We start from the raw sequence: 17,526 nt of genomic DNA on the forward strand, positions 1-17,526 counted from the left end.
GGGCGGTTTCCCCGAACCGTCCGTGTCCACCGGACCTCACTCCAGGAGTCCACGATGGCCGACCTGGCCTTCTGATCACCGAGCCCGGCGGGACGAGGACGCGGACGTCCCCGCGCCCCCGCCGTCCGTGCCGCCCGTGAGATGTGCGAGCGTGAACGGGTGAGCACGACGACTGAACTTTTGGAACACGGCTTCGACGGACCGGAAGGCGCCCCGGTCCTGGTCCTCGGACCGTCCCTCGGCACGACCCGTCACATGTGGGACCGCCAGGTGCCGGAGCTGACCAAGCAGTGGCGGGTCCTGCGGTTCGACCTGCCCGGACACGGCGGGGCGCCCGCCCACCCGGCCGGTTCCGTCGCCGAGCTGACCGCCCGGCTGCTGGCCACGCTGGACTCGCTCGGTGTGCAGCGGTTCGGCTACGGGGGCTGCGCGCTGGGCGGTGCGATCGGCATCGAGCTGGCCCTGCGCCACCCCGAGCGGCTCGCCTCGCTGGCGCTGGTCGCGGCCTCGCCCCGGTTCGGGACCCCCGACGAGTTCCGGCAGCGCGGGGTGGTCGTACGGACGAACGGGCTGGACCCGGTCGCCAGGAGCGCGCCCGACCGCTGGTTCACCGGCGGGTTCGCCGCGGCACAGCCCGCGATCACCGAGTGGGCGGTGCAGATGGTCCGCACCACCGACCCGGGCTGCTACATCGCCGCCTGCGAGGCGCTCGCCGTGTTCGACGTACGGGCGGAACTCGGCCGGGTGGGCGTGCCGACGCTCGTGCTCGTCGGCGCCGACGACCAGGTCACCGGCCCCGCCGAGGCCCGCACCCTGGTCGCCGGCATCCCGGACGCGCGGCTCGCGGTCGTCCCCGGCGCCTCCCACCTGGTCCCGGTCGAGCAGCCGGCGGCCGTCACCGACCTGCTGACGCACCACTTCTCCACCGCCTGGCAGCAGCCCTACGAGACCGGCCAGACGATCCTGCCGGCGCCGTCGGCCGCCCCCGTCCCGGCGGTGACTCCCGCGGCCGCGCCGGTCGCCGAGATCGCGCCGGCCGCCGTACCGGCCCAGCCGGCCGCGCCGCCCGACCGGTACGAGACCGGGCTCAAGATCCGCAGGGAGGTGCTGGGCGACGCGCACGTGGACCGGGCGCTGGCCGGGGCCGACGCGTTCTGCGGGGACTTCGAGGACTTCGTCACCCGCTACGCCTGGGGCGAGATCTGGGACCGGCCCGGCCTGGACCGCCGTACCCGCAGCTGCGTCACGCTGTCCGCGCTGGTCGCCGGCGGCCATCTGGAGGAGCTGGCCGCCCACACCCGGGCGGCCCTGCGCAACGGGCTCACCCCGGACGAGATACGGGAAGTGCTGCTGCAGACGGCCGTGTACTGCGGGGTGCCGGCCGCGGCCGGCGCGTTCCGGGTGGCCCGGCAGGTCATCCAGGAGGAGACCACGCCCGCCGAGTGAGCCGCGCGCCGCCGGACCCGGCCGGCGGGCCGGGTCCGGCAGGATGGTGAGCCATGAAGCTCACGAAGAAGTCCCACGCCTGCGTCCGCCTGGAGAAGGACGGGCGGACGCTCGTCATCGATCCGGGCGGCTTCAGCGAACAGGACGCGGCGCTCGGCGCGGACGCCATCCTGATCACGCACGAACACCCGGACCACTTCGACGAGTTCCGGCTGCGCGCCGCCATGGAGAACAACCCGGCCGCCGGGATCTGGACGCTGAGGTCGGTCGCCGACCGGATCTCGGCGGCCTTCCCCGGCCGGGTGCACACCGTCGGCCACGGCGACACCTTCACCGCGGCCGGCTTCGACGTGCAGGTCCACGGCGAGCTGCACGCGGTGATCCACCCGGACATCCCGCGCATCACCAACGTCGGCTACCTGATCGACGGCGGCAGGGTCTTCCACCCCGGCGACGCCCTCACCGTCCCCGGCCGGCCGGTGGAGACGCTGATGCTCCCGGTGATGGCCCCGTGGAACAAGATCTCCGAGGTCATCGACTACGTCCGCGAGGTGCGGCCGCAGCGCGCCTACGACGTCCACGACGCCCTGCTCACCGATCTCGCCCGCCCGATCTACGACCGCCAGATCGGCGCCCTCGGCGGCACGGACCACCAGCGGCTGACGCCGGGGGCCTCCACCGAGATCTGAGTCCGTTGTCAGAGGGGCCGGGTAGGTTGGGGGACATGCGCATCGCCACCTGGAACGTGAACTCGATCACCGCCCGCCTTCCGAGGCTGCTGGCCTGGCTGGAGAGCAGCGGCACCGACGTGCTCTGCCTGCAGGAGGCCAAGGTCGCCGAGGACCAGTTCCCGTCCGACCAGCTGCGCGAGCTGGGCTACGAGTCGGCGGTCCACGCCACCGGCCGGTGGAACGGCGTGGCGGTGCTCTCCCGCGTCGGCATCCAGGACGTGGTCAAGGGCCTGCCCGGCGACCCCGGCTTCGACGGTGTCACCGAGCCGCGCGCCATCTCGGCGACCTGCGGCCCGGTCCGCGTCTGGTCGGTGTACGTCCCCAACGGCCGCGAGGTGGAGCACCCGCACTACGCGTACAAGCTGCAGTGGTTCGAGGCCCTCAAAGCGGCCGTGTACGGCGACGCACAGGGCAGCCGCCCCTTCGCGGTCATGGGCGACTACAACGTGGCGCCGACCGACGACGACGTCTACGACGTGGCCGCCTTCGAGGGCGCCACGCACGTCACCCCCGCCGAGCGCGCCGCCCTGGCCTCCCTGCGCGAGGCGGGCCTGGACGACGTGGTGCCCCGCCCGCTGAAGTACGACCACCCGTTCACGTACTGGGACTACCGCCAGCTCTGCTTCCCGAAGAACCGCGGCATGCGCATCGACCTGGTGTACGGCAACGAACCGTTCGCCAAGGCCGTCAAGGACGCCTACGTCGACCGCGAGGAGCGCAAGGGCAAGGGTGCCTCCGATCACGCTCCGGTGGTGGTCGACCTCGACGTCTGATGCCACGCTGGGTCCATGGACCTTCCGTTCCTGGGCCACCGGCACAAGAAGAACGGTGACGCGGCACCGCCTGCCGACCCGGAGGCGGTCGCCGAGCTGCTCTCCGAGTGCGAACTGCTGCGCGCGCAGGCCGGCCGGGCGGGCGTCCGCCTGGACGACACCCCGGCCTCCCTTGAGGCCCTGGACCAGCTCGTCCCGCGCTGGCGCGACGACGCAGAGGTCCTGCCCCGGCTGGGCCACGACGCGGGGCTGTACCTGGGCACGGTCGTGGTGCGCACCGTGCCCGGCGCCGCCTGGCGGATCCGCCCCGGCGGCGAGGCGGTCGTACGGCTGGCCTCCGGCCGCGAGGTCGAGGTGGTGGGCGCCGGGCAGGACTGGGCGGCGAGCGGTGTCCCCGAACTCTCCCAGCTGTACGCGGAGATCGCCGAGACCTGAGCCCCCCCCGGGGCCTCCCGCCGCGGCATGACCCTCGGTCAGGTACTGCCCGCCGGGAGACCCGGCGCCTCCAACTCGACTACGATGTGCGGTTCATCCCTGTGGCGATGGTGATCTTGCCGATCCGCACGGGGATGCGCTGCTGCCGGGTGGGGAGCCCCCCATGACCCCGAGACCCTGGGGGGACGGCAGTTCACGGGCCAGGCTCGTCCGGCGGCAGCCGGAGATCACTGCTCGCGCACGGGGACGGACACGTACGACGGGTCGTCCGGGGGCGAGGAGAAGGTCAGCTGCGCGCCGGACGGGTTGTGCTCGGCATAGAGCGGGTCGACCGTGTCGACCACCAGCGCCAGGCGGTGTCCGGCGGGCACGTCGTAGGCCGTGGAGAACAGGTCCAGGTCGACGCCGAACGGCTCGCCGGGCGTCCGCCCGTGCCAGGTGTACGGCGCGTTGGTGACCAGTTTGCCGATACCGAGCGGCCCCACGTCGTACAGGTAGGCGATGAACGTGCCGCTCTCCGCCGTCGGGGTCAGCGTGGTGTGCAGCTTGGCCGTGCCCCGCACCCGCTGGGCGCTGCCGTACCGCTCCGACTGCCACACGGCCGCCCAGCGGCGCGGCAGCAGCGGGATCGAGGCCATCGGCGGCAGTTGGGCGATCTGGTCCAGGAGGCTGGAGAGGAAGACGATCCCGCCGTCCGCGCCGGAGTCGACGTTCGCGTGGATGGTGCTGGAGCCGGCGAGCGCGAACTTCCGCCGGGTCGCCTCGACCGACTTCCAGTCCGGGTAGCCCTCGTATCCCCCCGCGCTACGGGACTTCAGCTGGACCGGCTGCTCACGGTCGATGCCGTTGTCGGCTCCCTTGAGGTAGTGGTCGAACCAGCGCCCGGTGTCCGTCCACACGTCGTTGGGCAGTCCGAACAGGCCGGGCAGCTCGGCGGTCGCGTGGTCGCCGGGCCGCAGCTCCAGCCGCTTGGGCCCGGTCAGCTTCTCGTAGAAGCCGGCGTACTGGTTCACCGGGAAGACCGTGTCGCCCCAGGCGTTGGCGAGCATCACCGCCGCGCCGTTGCTGTTCAGCTGGTCGACATAGGTCGCGGCGGACCGCTTCCGCCCCCAGTCGATCATCTCCTGTTCCTTGGCGAGGTTCGAGGAGTACAGGTTGTCGAAGATCTCCCGCACTTCCGGGCTCTCCCGGCCGGTGAGGGTGGCCGTGCCGTCCAGCACGGCCGCCGCCTGGACATGCTGGGTGCGGCCCGAGTAGATGGAGTCGATCAGGTCCGCCCAGCCGCTGAGCGCGGCCACGGCCCTGACGCGCTTGTCGTGCGCGGCGGCGAGCAGGCTGATCCCGGCGCCGTACGACACCCCGGCCATGCCCACGCGCTGCGGATCGGCCGGTGTGTTGGCGAGGCCCCAGTCGATGACCTTGGAGGCGTCCGCCACGTCCGGCGGACCGGCGACTTCTATCCGACCGCCGGACTGCCAGAATCCGCGCACGTTGTAGGTGAGCACCACATAGCCGGCGTCGGCGAGCTTCTGCGCCTGGGCGAGGTACTCGATCTGCGGGAAGGACCAGCTCGTGGGCAGCACGAGAAGCGGGTAGCGGCGCGAGCCGTCGGCGCCGGCGGGCGTGACGACGTTTCCCTTCAGTACGGTGCCGCCGTCGCCCGTGATGTCCACGAAGCGGACGGACGGGGCGGTGGCCCGGGCGGCGGGCGCCAGGCCGACGACGGTGCCGGCGACCAGCGCCGCCGAGACCGCTGTGGCGGCGGTGGAGCGCAGCGCGGTGCGACCATGTCCCATGGGTCACTCCTTCACTCGTCAACAGTGCAAAGTGACCCGACGGTAACCTTTGTTCCTTACCGCAAGTAACCCGTCGGTAAGTTACGTGCCAGTAAAGATTGTTGGGAGGTTACTCGCCGCCGGCGCCGGCCGGTTCCGGGAGGGACGCCCGCGCCGCCCGCGTCACGTCCGCCACCAGCTCCACCACATCCGGGCCGTACGCCTCGGAGTTGACCACCTTCAGCAGCAGGACGAAGGATCCGGTGCCGTACCTGCGGCGCAGCCGCTCGTGGTGGCGGGCGAGATAGCGGGTGGCGGCCTGGTTGGTGATGGCGCGCTGGCCGCAGAAGAGGAAGACCGGGCGGGCGTCCCGGCCCATGGTGAGCCGGGCGAGCAGCACGTACTCGCTCTGGCCCTTCTCCATCGGGTAGTTGTCGCCGCCGATGCGGAAGGCGCCGCGGTCCGGGCCGGGCTCGCCGTCCGTGTTCACCCGCACGCCCGGCACCAGCGAGGCGAGATGGGCGGCCATCCGGCGGTTGGAGGCCGGACCGCCCAGGCAGAACTCGGTGCGTTCGCCGAAGCCCTGCTGCGCGGCGTCGTGCGCGACGACCCGGGCGTGCGCGCGGCAGTCCTTGATCAGCGCGGAGAGCTCCAGCAGCGCGAACACGTCGTGGCGCGTCACCGTCAGTTCCGGGCCGCCCGCGTCACGGTTGACCACCAGGAGCGACTCGGAGTTGTCCGGCAGCCCGAAGAACGCCTGCTGGCGGCGGAGTTTGCGGCGCCACAGATAGGTCCTGGCGAGCCAGCCCAGCGAGGCCGATATCCCGGTCGCCACCAGGCCCAGGACGATGTTGCGCACGTCGTCGTTCATGGCCGCGCATGGTAGCGGGCGCGGGCCACTGCCACGTCCGGGTGTTCGATACGTGACGGTCGTGTGGCAGGACGCCCAGGCGTACTGTCGGTACTGCGGCAATCTGGTTACGCTGCGCGGACTGTCCCGACGGGAGGTACGGATGGGTCGTCCTGGCACGCGGAGAACGGCGGTCCTGGCGGTCTCGGCCGCACTGGTGTCGGTGGGGGCGGCGGCGCCGCCCGCCGCGACAACGACCGGCACGCCCGCCAAGGTTCCCGTGGCGGTGGGCTACGGCGGAGCGGTCGCCAGCGTCGACGCGGACGCGTCCGCCGCCGGCATCGAGGTGCTCAGACACGGGGGCAACGCGGTCGACGCCGCCGTGGCCACCGCCGCCGCGCTCGGCGTCACCGAGCCCTACTCGGCGGGCGTCGGCGGAGGCGGCTACTTCGTCTACTACGACGCCAAGACCCGCACCGTGCACACCATCGACGGCCGTGAGACGGCGCCGCTCAGCGCCGGCTCCGACCTGTTCACGGAGAACGGCAAGCCGCTCGCGTTCGGCGACGCCGTCAGCAGCGGGCTGAGCGTCGGTACCCCGGGCACGCCCGCCACCTGGCAGAAGGCGCTGGACGAGTGGGGCAGCGAACGGCTCGGCACCGTCCTGCGGCCGGCCGAGCGGATCGCCCGGAACGGCTTCACGGTGGACGACACCTTCCGCGCGCAGACGGCGTCCAACGAGACCCGGTTCCGCTACTTCCCGGACACCGCGAAGCTGTTCCTGCCGAACGGACAGCTGCCGGTCGTCGGCTCCACCCTGAAGAACCCCGAACTCGCCCGCACCTACGAGGAACTGGGCCGCAAGGGCATCGGCGCGATCTACCGCGGGGACATCGGCGACGACATCGTCAAGACGGTCGAACACCCGCCCGTGGACCCGGCTTCCGGCTGGAACGCCCGCCCCGGCAAGCTGGAGGAGAAGGACCTCGCCGTCTACCGCGCCAAGCTCCAGGCGCCCACCAGGACGTCGTACCGCGGCCTGGACGTGTACTCCATCGCGCCCTCCTCCTCGGGCGGCACCACGGTCGGTGAAGCCCTCAACATCCTGGAGAACACCGACCTGTCGAAGGCGAGCGAGACGCAGTACCTGCACCACTTCATCGAGGCGAGCCGGATCGCGTTCGCCGACCGCGGGCGCTGGGTCGGCGACCCGGCCTTCGAGGACGTACCGACGCGGCAGCTGCTGTCGCAGCGGTACGCCGACTCGCGCGCCTGCCTGATCAGGGACGACGCGGTCCTCACCAGCCCGCTGGCCCCCGGCGACCCGCGCCACCCGGCGGCCTGCGCACAGGGCGGTACGGCCGCCCCGACGACGTACGAGGGCCAGAACACCACGCATCTGACCGTGGCCGACAGATGGGGCAACGTCGTCTCCTACACGCTCACCATCGAGCAGACCGGCGGCAGCGGCATCACCGTGCCCGGCCGGGGATTCCTGCTCAACAACGAGCTGACCGACTTCTCCTTCACCCCGGCCAACCCGGCCGTGCCCGACCCGAACCTGCCCGGTCCGGGCAAGCGGCCCCGCTCGTCGATCTCCCCGACGATCGTCCTGGACGGGCTGGGCAGGCCTGTGGTGGCGCTCGGTTCACCCGGTGGCGCGACCATCATCACCACCGTGCTGCAGACGCTCACCGGATTCCTGGACCGGCGCCTGCCGCTGGTCGACGCGATCGCCGCACCCCGCGCCAGCCAGCGCAACGCCGCCCAGACCGAACTCGAACCGGCCCTGTACAACAGCGACGTGCGGAAGCAGCTGGAGGCCATCGGGCACAGCTTCAAGCTCAACCCCGAGATCGGCGCGGCCACCGGCGTGCAACGGCTGCCGGACGGCAGGTGGCTGGCAGCCGCCGAGAAGGTACGACGCGGCGGCGGCTCGGCGATGGTGGTGGACCCGGTGCCGTAGGACCCACCGCGGGACTCACAACTCCGGTGCGGGCGGCCGGGCTTCCTGCGCGCGGAAGTCCAGCCGGCCGTCCCGCGCGTCCACCGTCACCCGGCTGCCCTCGGAGATCGTGCCGTTCAGCAGCAGCCTGGACAGCTGGTTGTCCACCTCCCGCTGGATGGTGCGGCGCAGCGGGCGGGCGCCGTACTCCGGCTGGTAGCCGCGCTCGGCGAGCCAGTCGACGGCGGCGGGTGTGAACTCCACCCCGATGCCCTGCCCGTCCAGCAGCCGCCGGGTGCCCTCCAGCAACAGGCCGGTGATCTGCCGCAGTTGCTCACCGGTCAGCTGCCTGAAGATCACGATCTCGTCGATGCGGTTGAGGAACTCCGGCCGGAAGTGCTCGCGCAGCGGGCGCAGGACCTGCTCGCGCCGCGCTTCCTCGTCGGCCTCCGCACCGCCCGGCCCGAACCCGACCCCGGCACCGCGCCGGGTGATCGCCTCGGAGCCGAGGTTGCTGGTCATCACGATGACCGTGTTGGTGAAGTCCACCGTGCGGCCCTGCGAGTCGGTCAGCCGGCCGTCGTCCAGGACCTGCAGCAGGATGTTGAAGACGTCCGGGTGCGCCTTCTCCACCTCGTCGAGCAGGAGCAGCGAGTACGGGTGCCGGCGCACCACCTCGGTGAGCTGGCCGGCCTCCTCGTGGCCGACGTACCCGGGCGGGGCGCCGACCAGCCGGGAGACGGTGTGCCGCTCCTGGTACTCGCTCATGTCGAGGCGGACCATCCGGTCCTCGCTGCCGAACAGCGCCTCGGCGAGCGCCCGGGCCAGCTCGGTCTTGCCGACGCCGGTCGGGCCGAGGAAGAGGAAGCTGCCGATCGGCCGGTGGGGGCTCGCCAGCCCCGCGCGGGAGCGTTGCACCGCCTCCGCGACCACGGCGACGGCCTCCTCCTGGCCGACCACCCGCTGGTGCAGGTGCTCCTCCAGGCCGAGCAGCCGTTCCTTCTCCTCCTGGGTGAGCCGGCTGACCGGGATGCCGGTCTGCCGGGACACGACCTCGGCGATGGCCTCCGCCGTCACCTCCAGGTCCAGCCCCTCGTCGACCTTCTCGTCGCCGCTCGCCTCCGCGATCCGCTGCTTCAGCTCGCCGATGCGGTCGCGCAGCCGCTTGGCCTCGTCGTAGTCCTCGTCGGCGACCGCCTGGTCCTTGTCCCGGACCAGCTGTTCGACCTCGCGCTCCATCGCCCGTACGTCCGTGCCCTTGGTCCGCGCGCCGAGCCGTACCCGGGCGCCCGCCTGGTCGATCAGGTCGATGGCCTTGTCCGGCAGCCGCCGGTCGGTGAGATACCGGTCGGACAGCTCCACGGCGGCGACCAGCGCCTCGTCGCTGTAGCGGACCTGGTGGTGGGCCTCGTACCGGTCGCGCAGCCCGCGCAGGATCTCGACGGTGTCCTCGACCGTCGGTTCGGGCACCAGGACCGGCTGGAACCGGCGGGCCAGCGCCGCGTCCTTCTCGATCCGGCGGAACTCCTCCAGCGTGGTCGCGCCCACGATGTGCAGCTCGCCGCGGGCGAGGGCGGGCTTGAGGATGTTTCCGGCGTCCATGGAGCCGCCCTCGCCGCCGGAGCCCGCGCCGACGACGGTGTGCAGCTCGTCGATGAACACGATCAGCCGGTCGGAGTGGGCGCGGATCTCCTCCACGATGGTGTTCATGCGTTCCTCGAAGTCGCCCCGGTAGCGGGTGCCGGCCACGACGCCGGTGAGGTCGAGCGCGACGACCCGGCGGCCGGCCAGGACGTCCGGCACGTCCCCGTCGGCGATGCGCTGGGCCAGCCCCTCCACGATGGCCGTCTTGCCGACCCCCGCGTCCCCGATGAGGACGGGGTTGTTCTTGCCGCGCCGCGACAGCACCTCGATGGTCTGCTCGATCTCGGTGTCCCGGCCGATGACCGGGTCGATCCGCTCCTGCCGGGCCAGGTCGGTCAGATCGCGCCCGTACTTGTCCAGTGTCGGCGTGCCGGTGGCGCGCGGCCGCTCCGTGCGGACCGGCGTGCTCTCCGGCACCTCGGGCGGCAGCGAGCCGGCCGAGAAGCGGGCCGCGTGCAGGATGTGGCCGGCCGCCGAGTCCGGGTTGGCGGCCAGCGCGCTCAGCACGTGCTCCGGGCCGATGTACCCGGCGCCGCTCGCCCGCGCCATGTCGTGCGCGTCCAGCAGGGCGCGCTTGACGGCCGGGGTGAGCGACATCGAGGTCGGCGGCGGCACCTCGCCGGGCGGCTGCGCCGGTCCGGCCCGGTCGTCGATCTCCGCGGCGAGCGAGTCCGGGTCGGCGCCCGCCCGGCTCAGCAGGCTCCGGGTGGGCTCGGACGCCACCGCCGCGCGCAGCAGGTGCTGGGTGTCCAGATCCCGGCTGCCGTGCTCGGCGGCGTACAGGGCGGCTCCTCTGACCAGCTCACGGGCCGGCTGGCTGAGCAGGCGGCCGATGTCGATATGACGCTTCGCTCCGCTGGGGGCGCCGCCGAAGAAGCGGGCCAGGAATTCGCCGAAGGGGTCAGGAGGGTAGCCGTTGGTCATGGCGTTGCGCTTCCTTCGCTGACGACTGGCTCCGCCGGGTAACCGGGTGGGGGCCGTTCATGCCCACGATGACACGATCCAGGGGGGCGGGCATGTTCGCCTGCGGGGGGAGGGGCTCGTGTCCGTCCGGCGGCCGCGGGAGCGCCTCGGCTGCCCGCGCCCCGCGGCGAAGCCGCACACCGGCACGGTCCCGCGTCCCTTCAGGGCGTGTCCCTTGCCGTCAGTATCCTGGGACCGGCGTCCGTGACGGCCACGGTGTGCTCCACATGGGCCGCGCGGGAGCCGTCGGCCGTGCGCAGGGTCCAGCCGTCGGATGCCTCGTAGTAGCCGTCCCCGCCGCCCGCGATGAGCATGGGCTCGATGGCGAGGACCATGCCGGGGCGGAGCGGGAGGCCGCGTCCGGGGCGGCCCTCGTTGGGGACCTCGGGGTCCTCGTGCATACGGCGTCCCACGCCGTGCCCGCCGAAGCCCTGCGGTACGCCGTAGCCGGCCGTACGGCAGACCCGGCCGACGGCGTGCGCGATGTCGCCGATGCGGTTGCCGACGACGGCCGCCCCGATGCCCGCCGCCAGGGCGCGCTCGGCCGTCTCGATCAGGCGGAGGTCCGCCGCGCGCGGGCGGCCCACGGTGAGGCTGAGCGCGGAGTCGCCGGCCCAGCCGTTCAGCTCCGCGCCGCAGTCCACGGAGAGCAGGTCGCCGTCGCGGAGCCGGTACCGGGTGGGGATGCCGTGCACGATCGCGTCGTTCACCGAGGCGCAGATCACGGCCGGGAAGGGGGTCGGGGCGAAGGAGGGGCGGTAGCCGAGGAACGGGGAGGACGCCCCGGCCTCGCGCAGCACCTCCCGCGCCACCTCGTCCAGCTCCAGCAGGGAGACGCCGACGGCCGCGGCCCGCCGTACGGCCGTCAGGGCCCGTGCGACGACCTGGCCCGCCGCGTGCATCGCGTCGATCGACGTGTCCGTCTTCAGTTCCACCATGCCAATTACTATACCGGTATTTTAATGGGGTGATGCGGGGGCCGGTATTAGAATGGGTGCCATGGTGCGCACCCCCCTGACCCCAGAAGAGCGTGAACGCGGCGAGCGGCTCGGGCAGTTGCTGCGCGAGTCGCGCGGCGGCCGGAGCATGACCGAGGTCGCCGTGCAGGCGGGCGTGTCCCCCGAGACGCTCCGCAAGATCGAGACGGGCCGGGCGCCGACCCCCGCGTTCTTCACCGTCGCCGCGCTCGCCCAGGTCCTCGGGCTGTCGATGGACGAGCTGGTGGCGCGGTGCGCGCCCGTGGCCGCGTGAGGCACCCGGTCCGCGCAACGGCCCCGGGGCCGCGATGAGGTGTCCGCGCGCTGCCGGAAAACTCTGCGTAGCAGCGCCGTAACACGACTGGTGTTGCCTGCCCGGTGGACATGCCGGAGGCCGGGCGGGAGCAGCGATGGCGGTGGATCGACTCACTGACGGGGTGCGGGAGTTCGCGGGCTACCTGGACGGCCTGCTGGGCCGCCTGGACCGGGGCGGGGGCTGGAGCGGGGTCTTCTGGCAGCGCGACCCCGACGGCATGCGGGCCTGCCTGGAGGGCGCGGAAGTGCCGCCGTGGGACGTGGTGGAGGCGCTGCTGGAGGACTTCGCCGCCGCGTACGGCCCCGCCGCCGCGGCGGCCGAGCGGGAGCGCGCCCGCGCCCTGCACGGGGCCGCTCTGACGGCGTACGACGCCCGTCCGGGCGCGCGCGACACCCTGCTCGACCGGCTCGACGTCATGCTCCGCGAACAGCGCCGCGCCGCCGAGCGCCAGACCGAACTCACCCGTCTGCTGTCCGCCCCGGCCGCCGCCGGCCAGGCCGACTCCCTCCGCCTCGACCTCGCCTGGGCCCAGGACGACCACGCCCGCGCCACCGCGAGGTGCGCGGAACTCCGGGGCCGCCTGGCGGAGGTGGACCGGCGGTCGGTGCGACACGCACCCGGGCCGCGGCGCACATCCGGCTCCGGCCCGCCGCGGCCCCACGACACCCACCAGGGGACACCACCGCCCCAGCGCCCGCCCTCGGCCATCGGCGAGCACTCCCGCCCCGTCGGCCCCGCCGGGAACCCTTCCCTCCCGGGCCGGCCCTCCCCGCCCCCCGGCGGATCCGTTTCGATGCCGTACAGCGCCGTGCCCGCGCCGCCTCCGGGGGTCCCCGGAGTGTCCACCCCGGAGGCAGCCCCTTCGCCCGCCCCCGCGAAGCCCCGCAAGCGTCGTCGCGGCAGTGCCCGGTTCGCCGGGGTGGAGGACGGGGACGCTCCCGGGGCGGTGCAGCAGGTGCCGGTCATGCCCCGGGCGGTGCCGCGAGGGGCCCGCTTCGCCGGGGGTGCGGAAGGCGCCGAGGGCGTCGAGGGCGAAGGCGAAGGCGTCGGCGGGGAGGTGGTGGACGTCGAGGCCCAGACGGCCGTCGCCGGGGTCGTGGAGCGGCTGGCTCTGTTGCGGGCCGAGGGGCGCAGCGGGGAGGCGCATGTGCTGTTGGCCGAGGCCGCGCAGTGGCCCGCCGGCCGGTTCCCGGCGCTCGCGGACGCGCTGGGCCGGGCCGGACTCGGTGCCGACTGGGCGACGCTGCTGTGGGAGGCCGCCTCGCTGCCCGCGGAGCGGCTGGTCGCCGTCGCCGGCGCGCTGACCGCCGCCGGACGGGACGCCGACGGGCGGCAGCTGCTGCGGCAGGGCGTCGCCCGCCCGCCGGAGCAGATCGGCGCGGCCGTGCTGCGGCTGGCGGAGGACGGCCGCGAGCGGGAGGCGGGAGCCTTGCTGGACGCGTGTGTGCGGGTCCGCACCGCCGAGGACGCCGCCCGCGGCGCCGCACCCGATCCGCGCCGGCTCGTGCCGCTGCTGCTCCGTGCCGCGCAGGCCGTCTCCGACGAGCGGCACTGGGATCTCTTACACGCGCTGCGGGTGGCCGGGCACGCCGTGTGACCGGCGGCGGGTGTCATCGTCCCGGTCTGTCCCGCTCCGCCCCTCCGCCTCCTCCCTCCGGCCGGTCTCCTCGCTCACCCACAGGGGTGTGAAACGTGATCGACTCCGCGGGTTGACGACGATGGTCTTGGCAAGGGCCTCCGGCCAGGCTTACGTTCGTCCCTCTACCGCCTGCTCTACGGGCGTAGAGACTTTGACGGTCCCGTCGAAGGAGCAGCTCATGGCCCACGTCGTACGAGCCGCACTGGTCCAGGCCACCTGGACCGGCGACACCGAGTCCATGGTGGCGAAACACGAGGAGCACGCCCGCGAGGCGGCCCGTCGGGGTGCCAAGGTCATCGGGTTCCAGGAAGTCTTCAACTCGCCCTACTTCTGCCAGGTCCAGGAGCCGGAGCACTACCGCTGGGCCGAGCCGGTGCCCGACGGGCCGACGGTACGGCGGATGCAGGACCTCGCCAGGGAAACCGGCATGGTCGTCGTGGTTCCCGTCTTCGAGGTCGAGCAGTCCGGGTTCTACTACAACACCGCCGCCGTGATCGACGCCGACGGCACCTACCTCGGCAAGTACCGCAAGCACCACATCCCGCAGGTCGAGGGATTCTGGGAGAAGTACTACTTCAGGCCCGGCAACCTCGGCTGGCCCGTCTTCGACACCGCCGTCGGCAAGGTCGGCGTCTACATCTGCTACGACCGGCACTTCCCGGAGGGCTGGCGGCAACTCGGCCTCAACGGCGCCCAGTTGGTCTACAACCCGTCGGCCACGCACCGCGGGCTGTCCGCCCACCTGTGGCAGCTGGAGCAGCCCGCCGCCGCCGTCGCCAACGAGTACTTCGTCGCCGCCATCAACCGGGTGGGGCAGGAGGAGTACGGCGACAACGACTTCTACGGGACCAGCTACTTCGTCGATCCCCGCGGGCAGTTCGTCGGCGAGGTCGCGAGCGACACGTCCGAGGAACTCCTCGTCCGGGACCTCGACTTCGACCTCATCGAGGATGTGCGGCAGCAGTGGGCCTTCTACCGCGACCGCCGCCCCGACGCCTACGAAGGACTGGTGCAGCCGTGAACGACCTCTACTCCCGCCACCGCCAGGTCCTGCCCGACTGGCTCGCCCTCTACTACGACGAGCCGATCGAGATCACCCACGGCGAGGGCCGCCACGTCTGGGACTCCGCCGGCAACAAGTACCTGGACTTCTTCGGCGGCATCCTGACGACCATGACCGCGCACGCGCTGCCCGAGGTGACCAAGGCCGTCGGAGAGCAGGCCGGGCGGATCATCCACTCCTCGACGCTGTACCTCAACCGGCCGATGGTCGAGCTGGCCGAGCGCATCGCCCAGCTGAGCGGCATCCCGGACGCCCGGGTCTTCTTCACCACCTCCGGCACCGAGGCCAACGACACCGCCCTGCTGCTCGCCACCACCCACCGGCGCAGCAACACGGTCCTGGCGATGCGCAACAGCTACCACGGCCGCTCCTTCAGCACCGTCGGCATCACCGGCAACCGCAGCTGGTCGCCGACCTCGCTGTCCCCGCTGCAGACCCTGTACGTGCACGGCGGGGTGCGCACCCGGGGTCCGTTCGCCGAGCTGGACGACCGGGCGTTCATCGACGCCTGTGTCGCCGACCTGAAGGACATCCTCGGGCACACCCGGCCGCCCGCCGCGCTGATCGCCGAGCCGATCCAGGGCGTCGGCGGCTTCACCTCCCCGCCCGACGGGCTCTACGCCGCGTTCCGCGAGGTCCTCAAGGAGCACGGCATCCTGTGGATCGCCGACGAGGTGCAGACCGGCTGGGGCCGCACCGGCGAGCACTTCTGGGGCTGGCAGGCGCATGCCCGCAGCGGCCCGCCGGACATCGTCACCTTCGCCAAGGGCATCGGCAACGGCACGTCGATCGGCGGGGTGATCGCCCGCGCCGAGATCATGAACTGCCTGGACGCCAACAGCATCTCCACCTTCGGCGGCACCCAGCTCACCATGGCCGCCGGTCTCGCCAACCTCGCCTACCTCCTCGAACACGACCTCCAGGGCAACGCCCGCCGGGTCGGCGGCCTGCTCATCGAGCGGCTGCGGGCCGTCGCCGCCCAGCTGCCGGGAGTCCGGGAGGTGCGGGGACGCGGGCTGATGATCGGCGTCGAGCTGGTGAAGCCCGGCACCGACGAGGCCGACCCGCGGGCGGCCGCCGCCGTACTGGAGGCGGCGCGCGAGGGCGGGCTGCTCATCGGCAAGGGCGGCGGCCACAGCACCAGCGCCCTGCGCATCGCCCCACCGCTGTCGCTCACCGTCGCGGAGGCCGAGGAGGGCGCGGCGATCCTGGAACGGGCGCTCAGGAGTACGTACTAGAGAACGGCGGTACGGCCATGACCACCACCCCGCAGGCCCGGTACGCCTGGGAACCCGCCCTCTCCGTCCGCCAGGTGCTCACCCTGGAGCGGGTGCTCGCCGGGGAGCCCGAGGTGGTGGCCGGGGCGGGGCAGCTCGACCGGCCGGTGCGCTGGGTGCATGTCGCCGAGGCCGCCGACGTCGGCGTGATGCTCAGCGGCGGCGAGATGGTGCTCACCACCGGCGTGCTCCTGGCCGGCGACGAGCCCGGACAGGCCGAGTACATCCGGTCGCTGCACCGGGCGGAGGCCGCCGCCGTCGTGCTCGGCCTGGGGCGGGCCTTCCCGGCGCCGCCGGAGGTGATGCGCCGGGCCGCCGAGCGGTGCGGACTGCCGATGGTCGTCCTGCACCGTCCCTTCCCGTTCGCCGAGCTGACCGAGGAGGTCCAGTCCCGTCTGGTGCGGCGCAAGTTCGCCGCCGTGAGCCTCTCGGAGGCCGTACGGACCGAACTCACCGCCCTGATCACGGCCGGCGCCCCCCTGCAGCGTCTGCTGGACGAGGTCGCCCGGCACAGCGGCTGCCCCGTCGTGGTCACCAACCTCGCCCACCGGGTCCTCGCCACGGCGGGGGAGCGGTCCGCGGTGGACGACGTGCTGCGCGACTGGGAGCGGATCGCCCGGCAGGCGGGCACCGGCGCGGACGGCGGCTGGATCAGCGCCGGAGTCGGCGGGCGCGGGGAGCGCTGGGGCCGGCTGCTGCTGTGCGGCTACCGGGGCGAGGCGGCCACCGGGCGGCTGCTCGCCGACCGGGCGGCCGAGGCGCTGGTCCTGCACCGCATGCTCGGCGGCGGCTCCGCGCCCTCCTGGGAGGAGGAGTCGGCGCAGAGCCTGCTGACCGACCTGGTCTCCGGTGCCGTACCCGCCGGCCGGCTGCTGCCCCGGGCCCGCGCGGCCGGGCTGCCGGTCAACCGGCGCACCTTCGTCCCGCTCGTCGTCCTGGACCGCACGGCGGCCGAACTCGACCGTGTGCTGCGCCTGTTGGGCCTGTCCGGACTGGTCGCCGCACTCGCCGACGGCGTCGCCGCGGTGCTGCTCAGCCTCGCCCGCGACCAGGACGCGGACCTCCTCACCGCCCACTTCGCGGCCCGGCTGCGTACACCGGCGCCGGCCGTGGTCGCCGCCGCCGGCCCCCGTACCGCCTGGGACGAGGTGCCCGCCGGTCTGCGCGAGGCCCGGCATGTCGCCGACGCCGTCGCCGGCTCCCGTGCCGCCCTCGACCTCCCGCCCGTCGTCCGCCTCAAGGACGTCCACCTGCGCGGACTGATCCGGCTGCTGCGCGACGACCCGCAGGTGCAGTCCTTCGCCGAGCGGGAACTGGACGGGCTGCTGGGCGAGAACGAGCCCGAGCTGCTGAACGTCCTGCGGACCTATCTCGCGACCGGCCGCAACAAGTCCCGCACCGCCCAGCTCCACCATGTCTCCCGGCCCGCCCTCTACCGCCGGCTGGAGGCCATACAGGCCCGCCTCGGTGTCGACCTGGACGACTTCGAACAGGCGGCCTCCGTCCACATCGCGCTCCTCGCGCATGACGCGCAACAGGGGTGAAACATGCGACGACCTGCGAAAACGGCGGTGAAACATGGGACTTGGCAGACGTGACACGGTGGCACGCCGACAGCCCGCGGACGTGACACGCTGCCCGTCGAACGGCCCGCGCGGGCTTTCTACGCTCACGGCACACCGAGCTACCGGA

Annotated in this window: 14 protein-coding genes; 10 read left to right on the top strand and 4 right to left on the bottom strand. The window is 73.1% G+C overall.

Features of this window, described 5'->3' with window-relative positions:
• The first annotated feature begins 159 nt into the window (after positions 1-159).
• Genes pcaDC through ABT171_RS16845 form a run of 4 tightly spaced genes read left to right on the top strand, consistent with a single transcriptional unit; the run spans position 160 to position 3,385 of the window.
• On the top strand, positions 160-1,446 hold the full coding sequence (pcaDC, locus tag ABT171_RS16830) for a bifunctional 3-oxoadipate enol-lactonase/4-carboxymuconolactone decarboxylase PcaDC (RefSeq protein ID WP_351244328.1): 1,287 nt from the start codon (positions 160-162) through the stop codon (positions 1,444-1,446).
• Between the two features lie 53 nt (positions 1,447-1,499).
• A complete protein-coding gene (locus ABT171_RS16835) occupies positions 1,500-2,135 on the top strand; it encodes an MBL fold metallo-hydrolase (RefSeq protein WP_351244330.1) in 636 nt (211 codons plus the stop codon).
• Positions 2,136-2,170: 35 nt separating this feature from the next.
• On the top strand, positions 2,171-2,950 hold the full coding sequence (locus tag ABT171_RS16840; RefSeq protein ID WP_351244332.1) for an exodeoxyribonuclease III: 780 nt from the start codon (positions 2,171-2,173) through the stop codon (positions 2,948-2,950).
• A gap of 15 nt (positions 2,951-2,965) precedes the next feature.
• On the top strand, positions 2,966-3,385 hold the full coding sequence (locus ABT171_RS16845; RefSeq protein WP_351244334.1) for a DUF6278 family protein: 420 nt from the start codon (positions 2,966-2,968) through the stop codon (positions 3,383-3,385).
• Between the two features lie 227 nt (positions 3,386-3,612).
• Here the strand turns inward: ABT171_RS16845 and ABT171_RS16850 are convergent, their stop codons facing one another.
• Both ABT171_RS16850 and ABT171_RS16855 read right to left on the bottom strand, forming a co-directional pair.
• Complete coding sequence (locus ABT171_RS16850; protein WP_351244336.1) at positions 3,613-5,181, bottom strand: CocE/NonD family hydrolase; 1,569 nt, start codon at positions 5,179-5,181, stop codon at positions 3,613-3,615.
• A gap of 109 nt (positions 5,182-5,290) precedes the next feature.
• The gene (locus tag ABT171_RS16855) at positions 5,291-6,031 is read right to left on the bottom strand and encodes a hypothetical protein (protein WP_351244338.1); all 741 of its coding nucleotides are present in this window, start codon (positions 6,029-6,031) and stop codon (positions 5,291-5,293) included.
• A 142-nt stretch (positions 6,032-6,173) separates the two neighbouring features.
• On the opposite strand from ABT171_RS16855, the gene ggt reads away from it, so the two are divergent.
• A complete protein-coding gene (ggt, locus tag ABT171_RS16860; protein WP_351244340.1) occupies positions 6,174-7,976 on the top strand; it encodes a gamma-glutamyltransferase in 1,803 nt (600 codons plus the stop codon).
• 15 nt (positions 7,977-7,991) lie between these two features.
• Here ggt and ABT171_RS16865 read toward each other — a convergent pair whose 3' ends face one another.
• Both ABT171_RS16865 and map read right to left on the bottom strand, forming a co-directional pair.
• Entirely contained in the window at positions 7,992-10,523 is a 2,532-nt protein-coding gene (locus ABT171_RS16865) for an ATP-dependent Clp protease ATP-binding subunit (RefSeq protein ID WP_351244342.1), read from the bottom strand.
• Positions 10,524-10,723: 200 nt separating this feature from the next.
• Positions 10,724-11,500 carry a type I methionyl aminopeptidase gene (gene map, locus ABT171_RS16870; protein ID WP_351244344.1) on the bottom strand — a complete coding sequence of 259 codons (777 nt, stop codon included), beginning with the start codon at positions 11,498-11,500 and terminating at the stop codon, positions 10,724-10,726.
• Between the two features lie 61 nt (positions 11,501-11,561).
• On the opposite strand from map, the gene ABT171_RS16875 reads away from it, so the two are divergent.
• From ABT171_RS16875 to ABT171_RS16895, 5 genes are all read left to right on the top strand, one after another.
• Complete coding sequence (locus tag ABT171_RS16875; RefSeq protein ID WP_351244346.1) at positions 11,562-11,813, top strand: helix-turn-helix domain-containing protein; 252 nt, start codon at positions 11,562-11,564, stop codon at positions 11,811-11,813.
• A 136-nt stretch (positions 11,814-11,949) separates the two neighbouring features.
• Positions 11,950-13,452: a hypothetical protein gene (locus tag ABT171_RS16880; protein ID WP_351244348.1), complete on the top strand. Its 1,503-nt coding sequence runs from the start codon at positions 11,950-11,952 to the stop codon at positions 13,450-13,452.
• A gap of 220 nt (positions 13,453-13,672) precedes the next feature.
• The gene (locus ABT171_RS16885; protein WP_351244350.1) at positions 13,673-14,515 is read left to right on the top strand and encodes a nitrilase-related carbon-nitrogen hydrolase; all 843 of its coding nucleotides are present in this window, start codon (positions 13,673-13,675) and stop codon (positions 14,513-14,515) included.
• Positions 14,512-15,795 carry an aspartate aminotransferase family protein gene (locus tag ABT171_RS16890; RefSeq protein WP_351244352.1) on the top strand — a complete coding sequence of 428 codons (1,284 nt, stop codon included), beginning with the start codon at positions 14,512-14,514 and terminating at the stop codon, positions 15,793-15,795. Before ABT171_RS16885 ends, ABT171_RS16890 begins: the two co-directional genes overlap by 4 nt.
• A gap of 17 nt (positions 15,796-15,812) precedes the next feature.
• Entirely contained in the window at positions 15,813-17,378 is a 1,566-nt protein-coding gene (locus ABT171_RS16895; RefSeq protein ID WP_351244353.1) for a PucR family transcriptional regulator, read from the top strand.
• Positions 17,379-17,526: the final 148 nt, after the last annotated feature.

It is taken from the genome of Streptomyces sp. NPDC001851, assembly GCF_040297165.1.
Classification (GTDB): domain Bacteria; phylum Actinomycetota; class Actinomycetes; order Streptomycetales; family Streptomycetaceae; genus Streptomyces.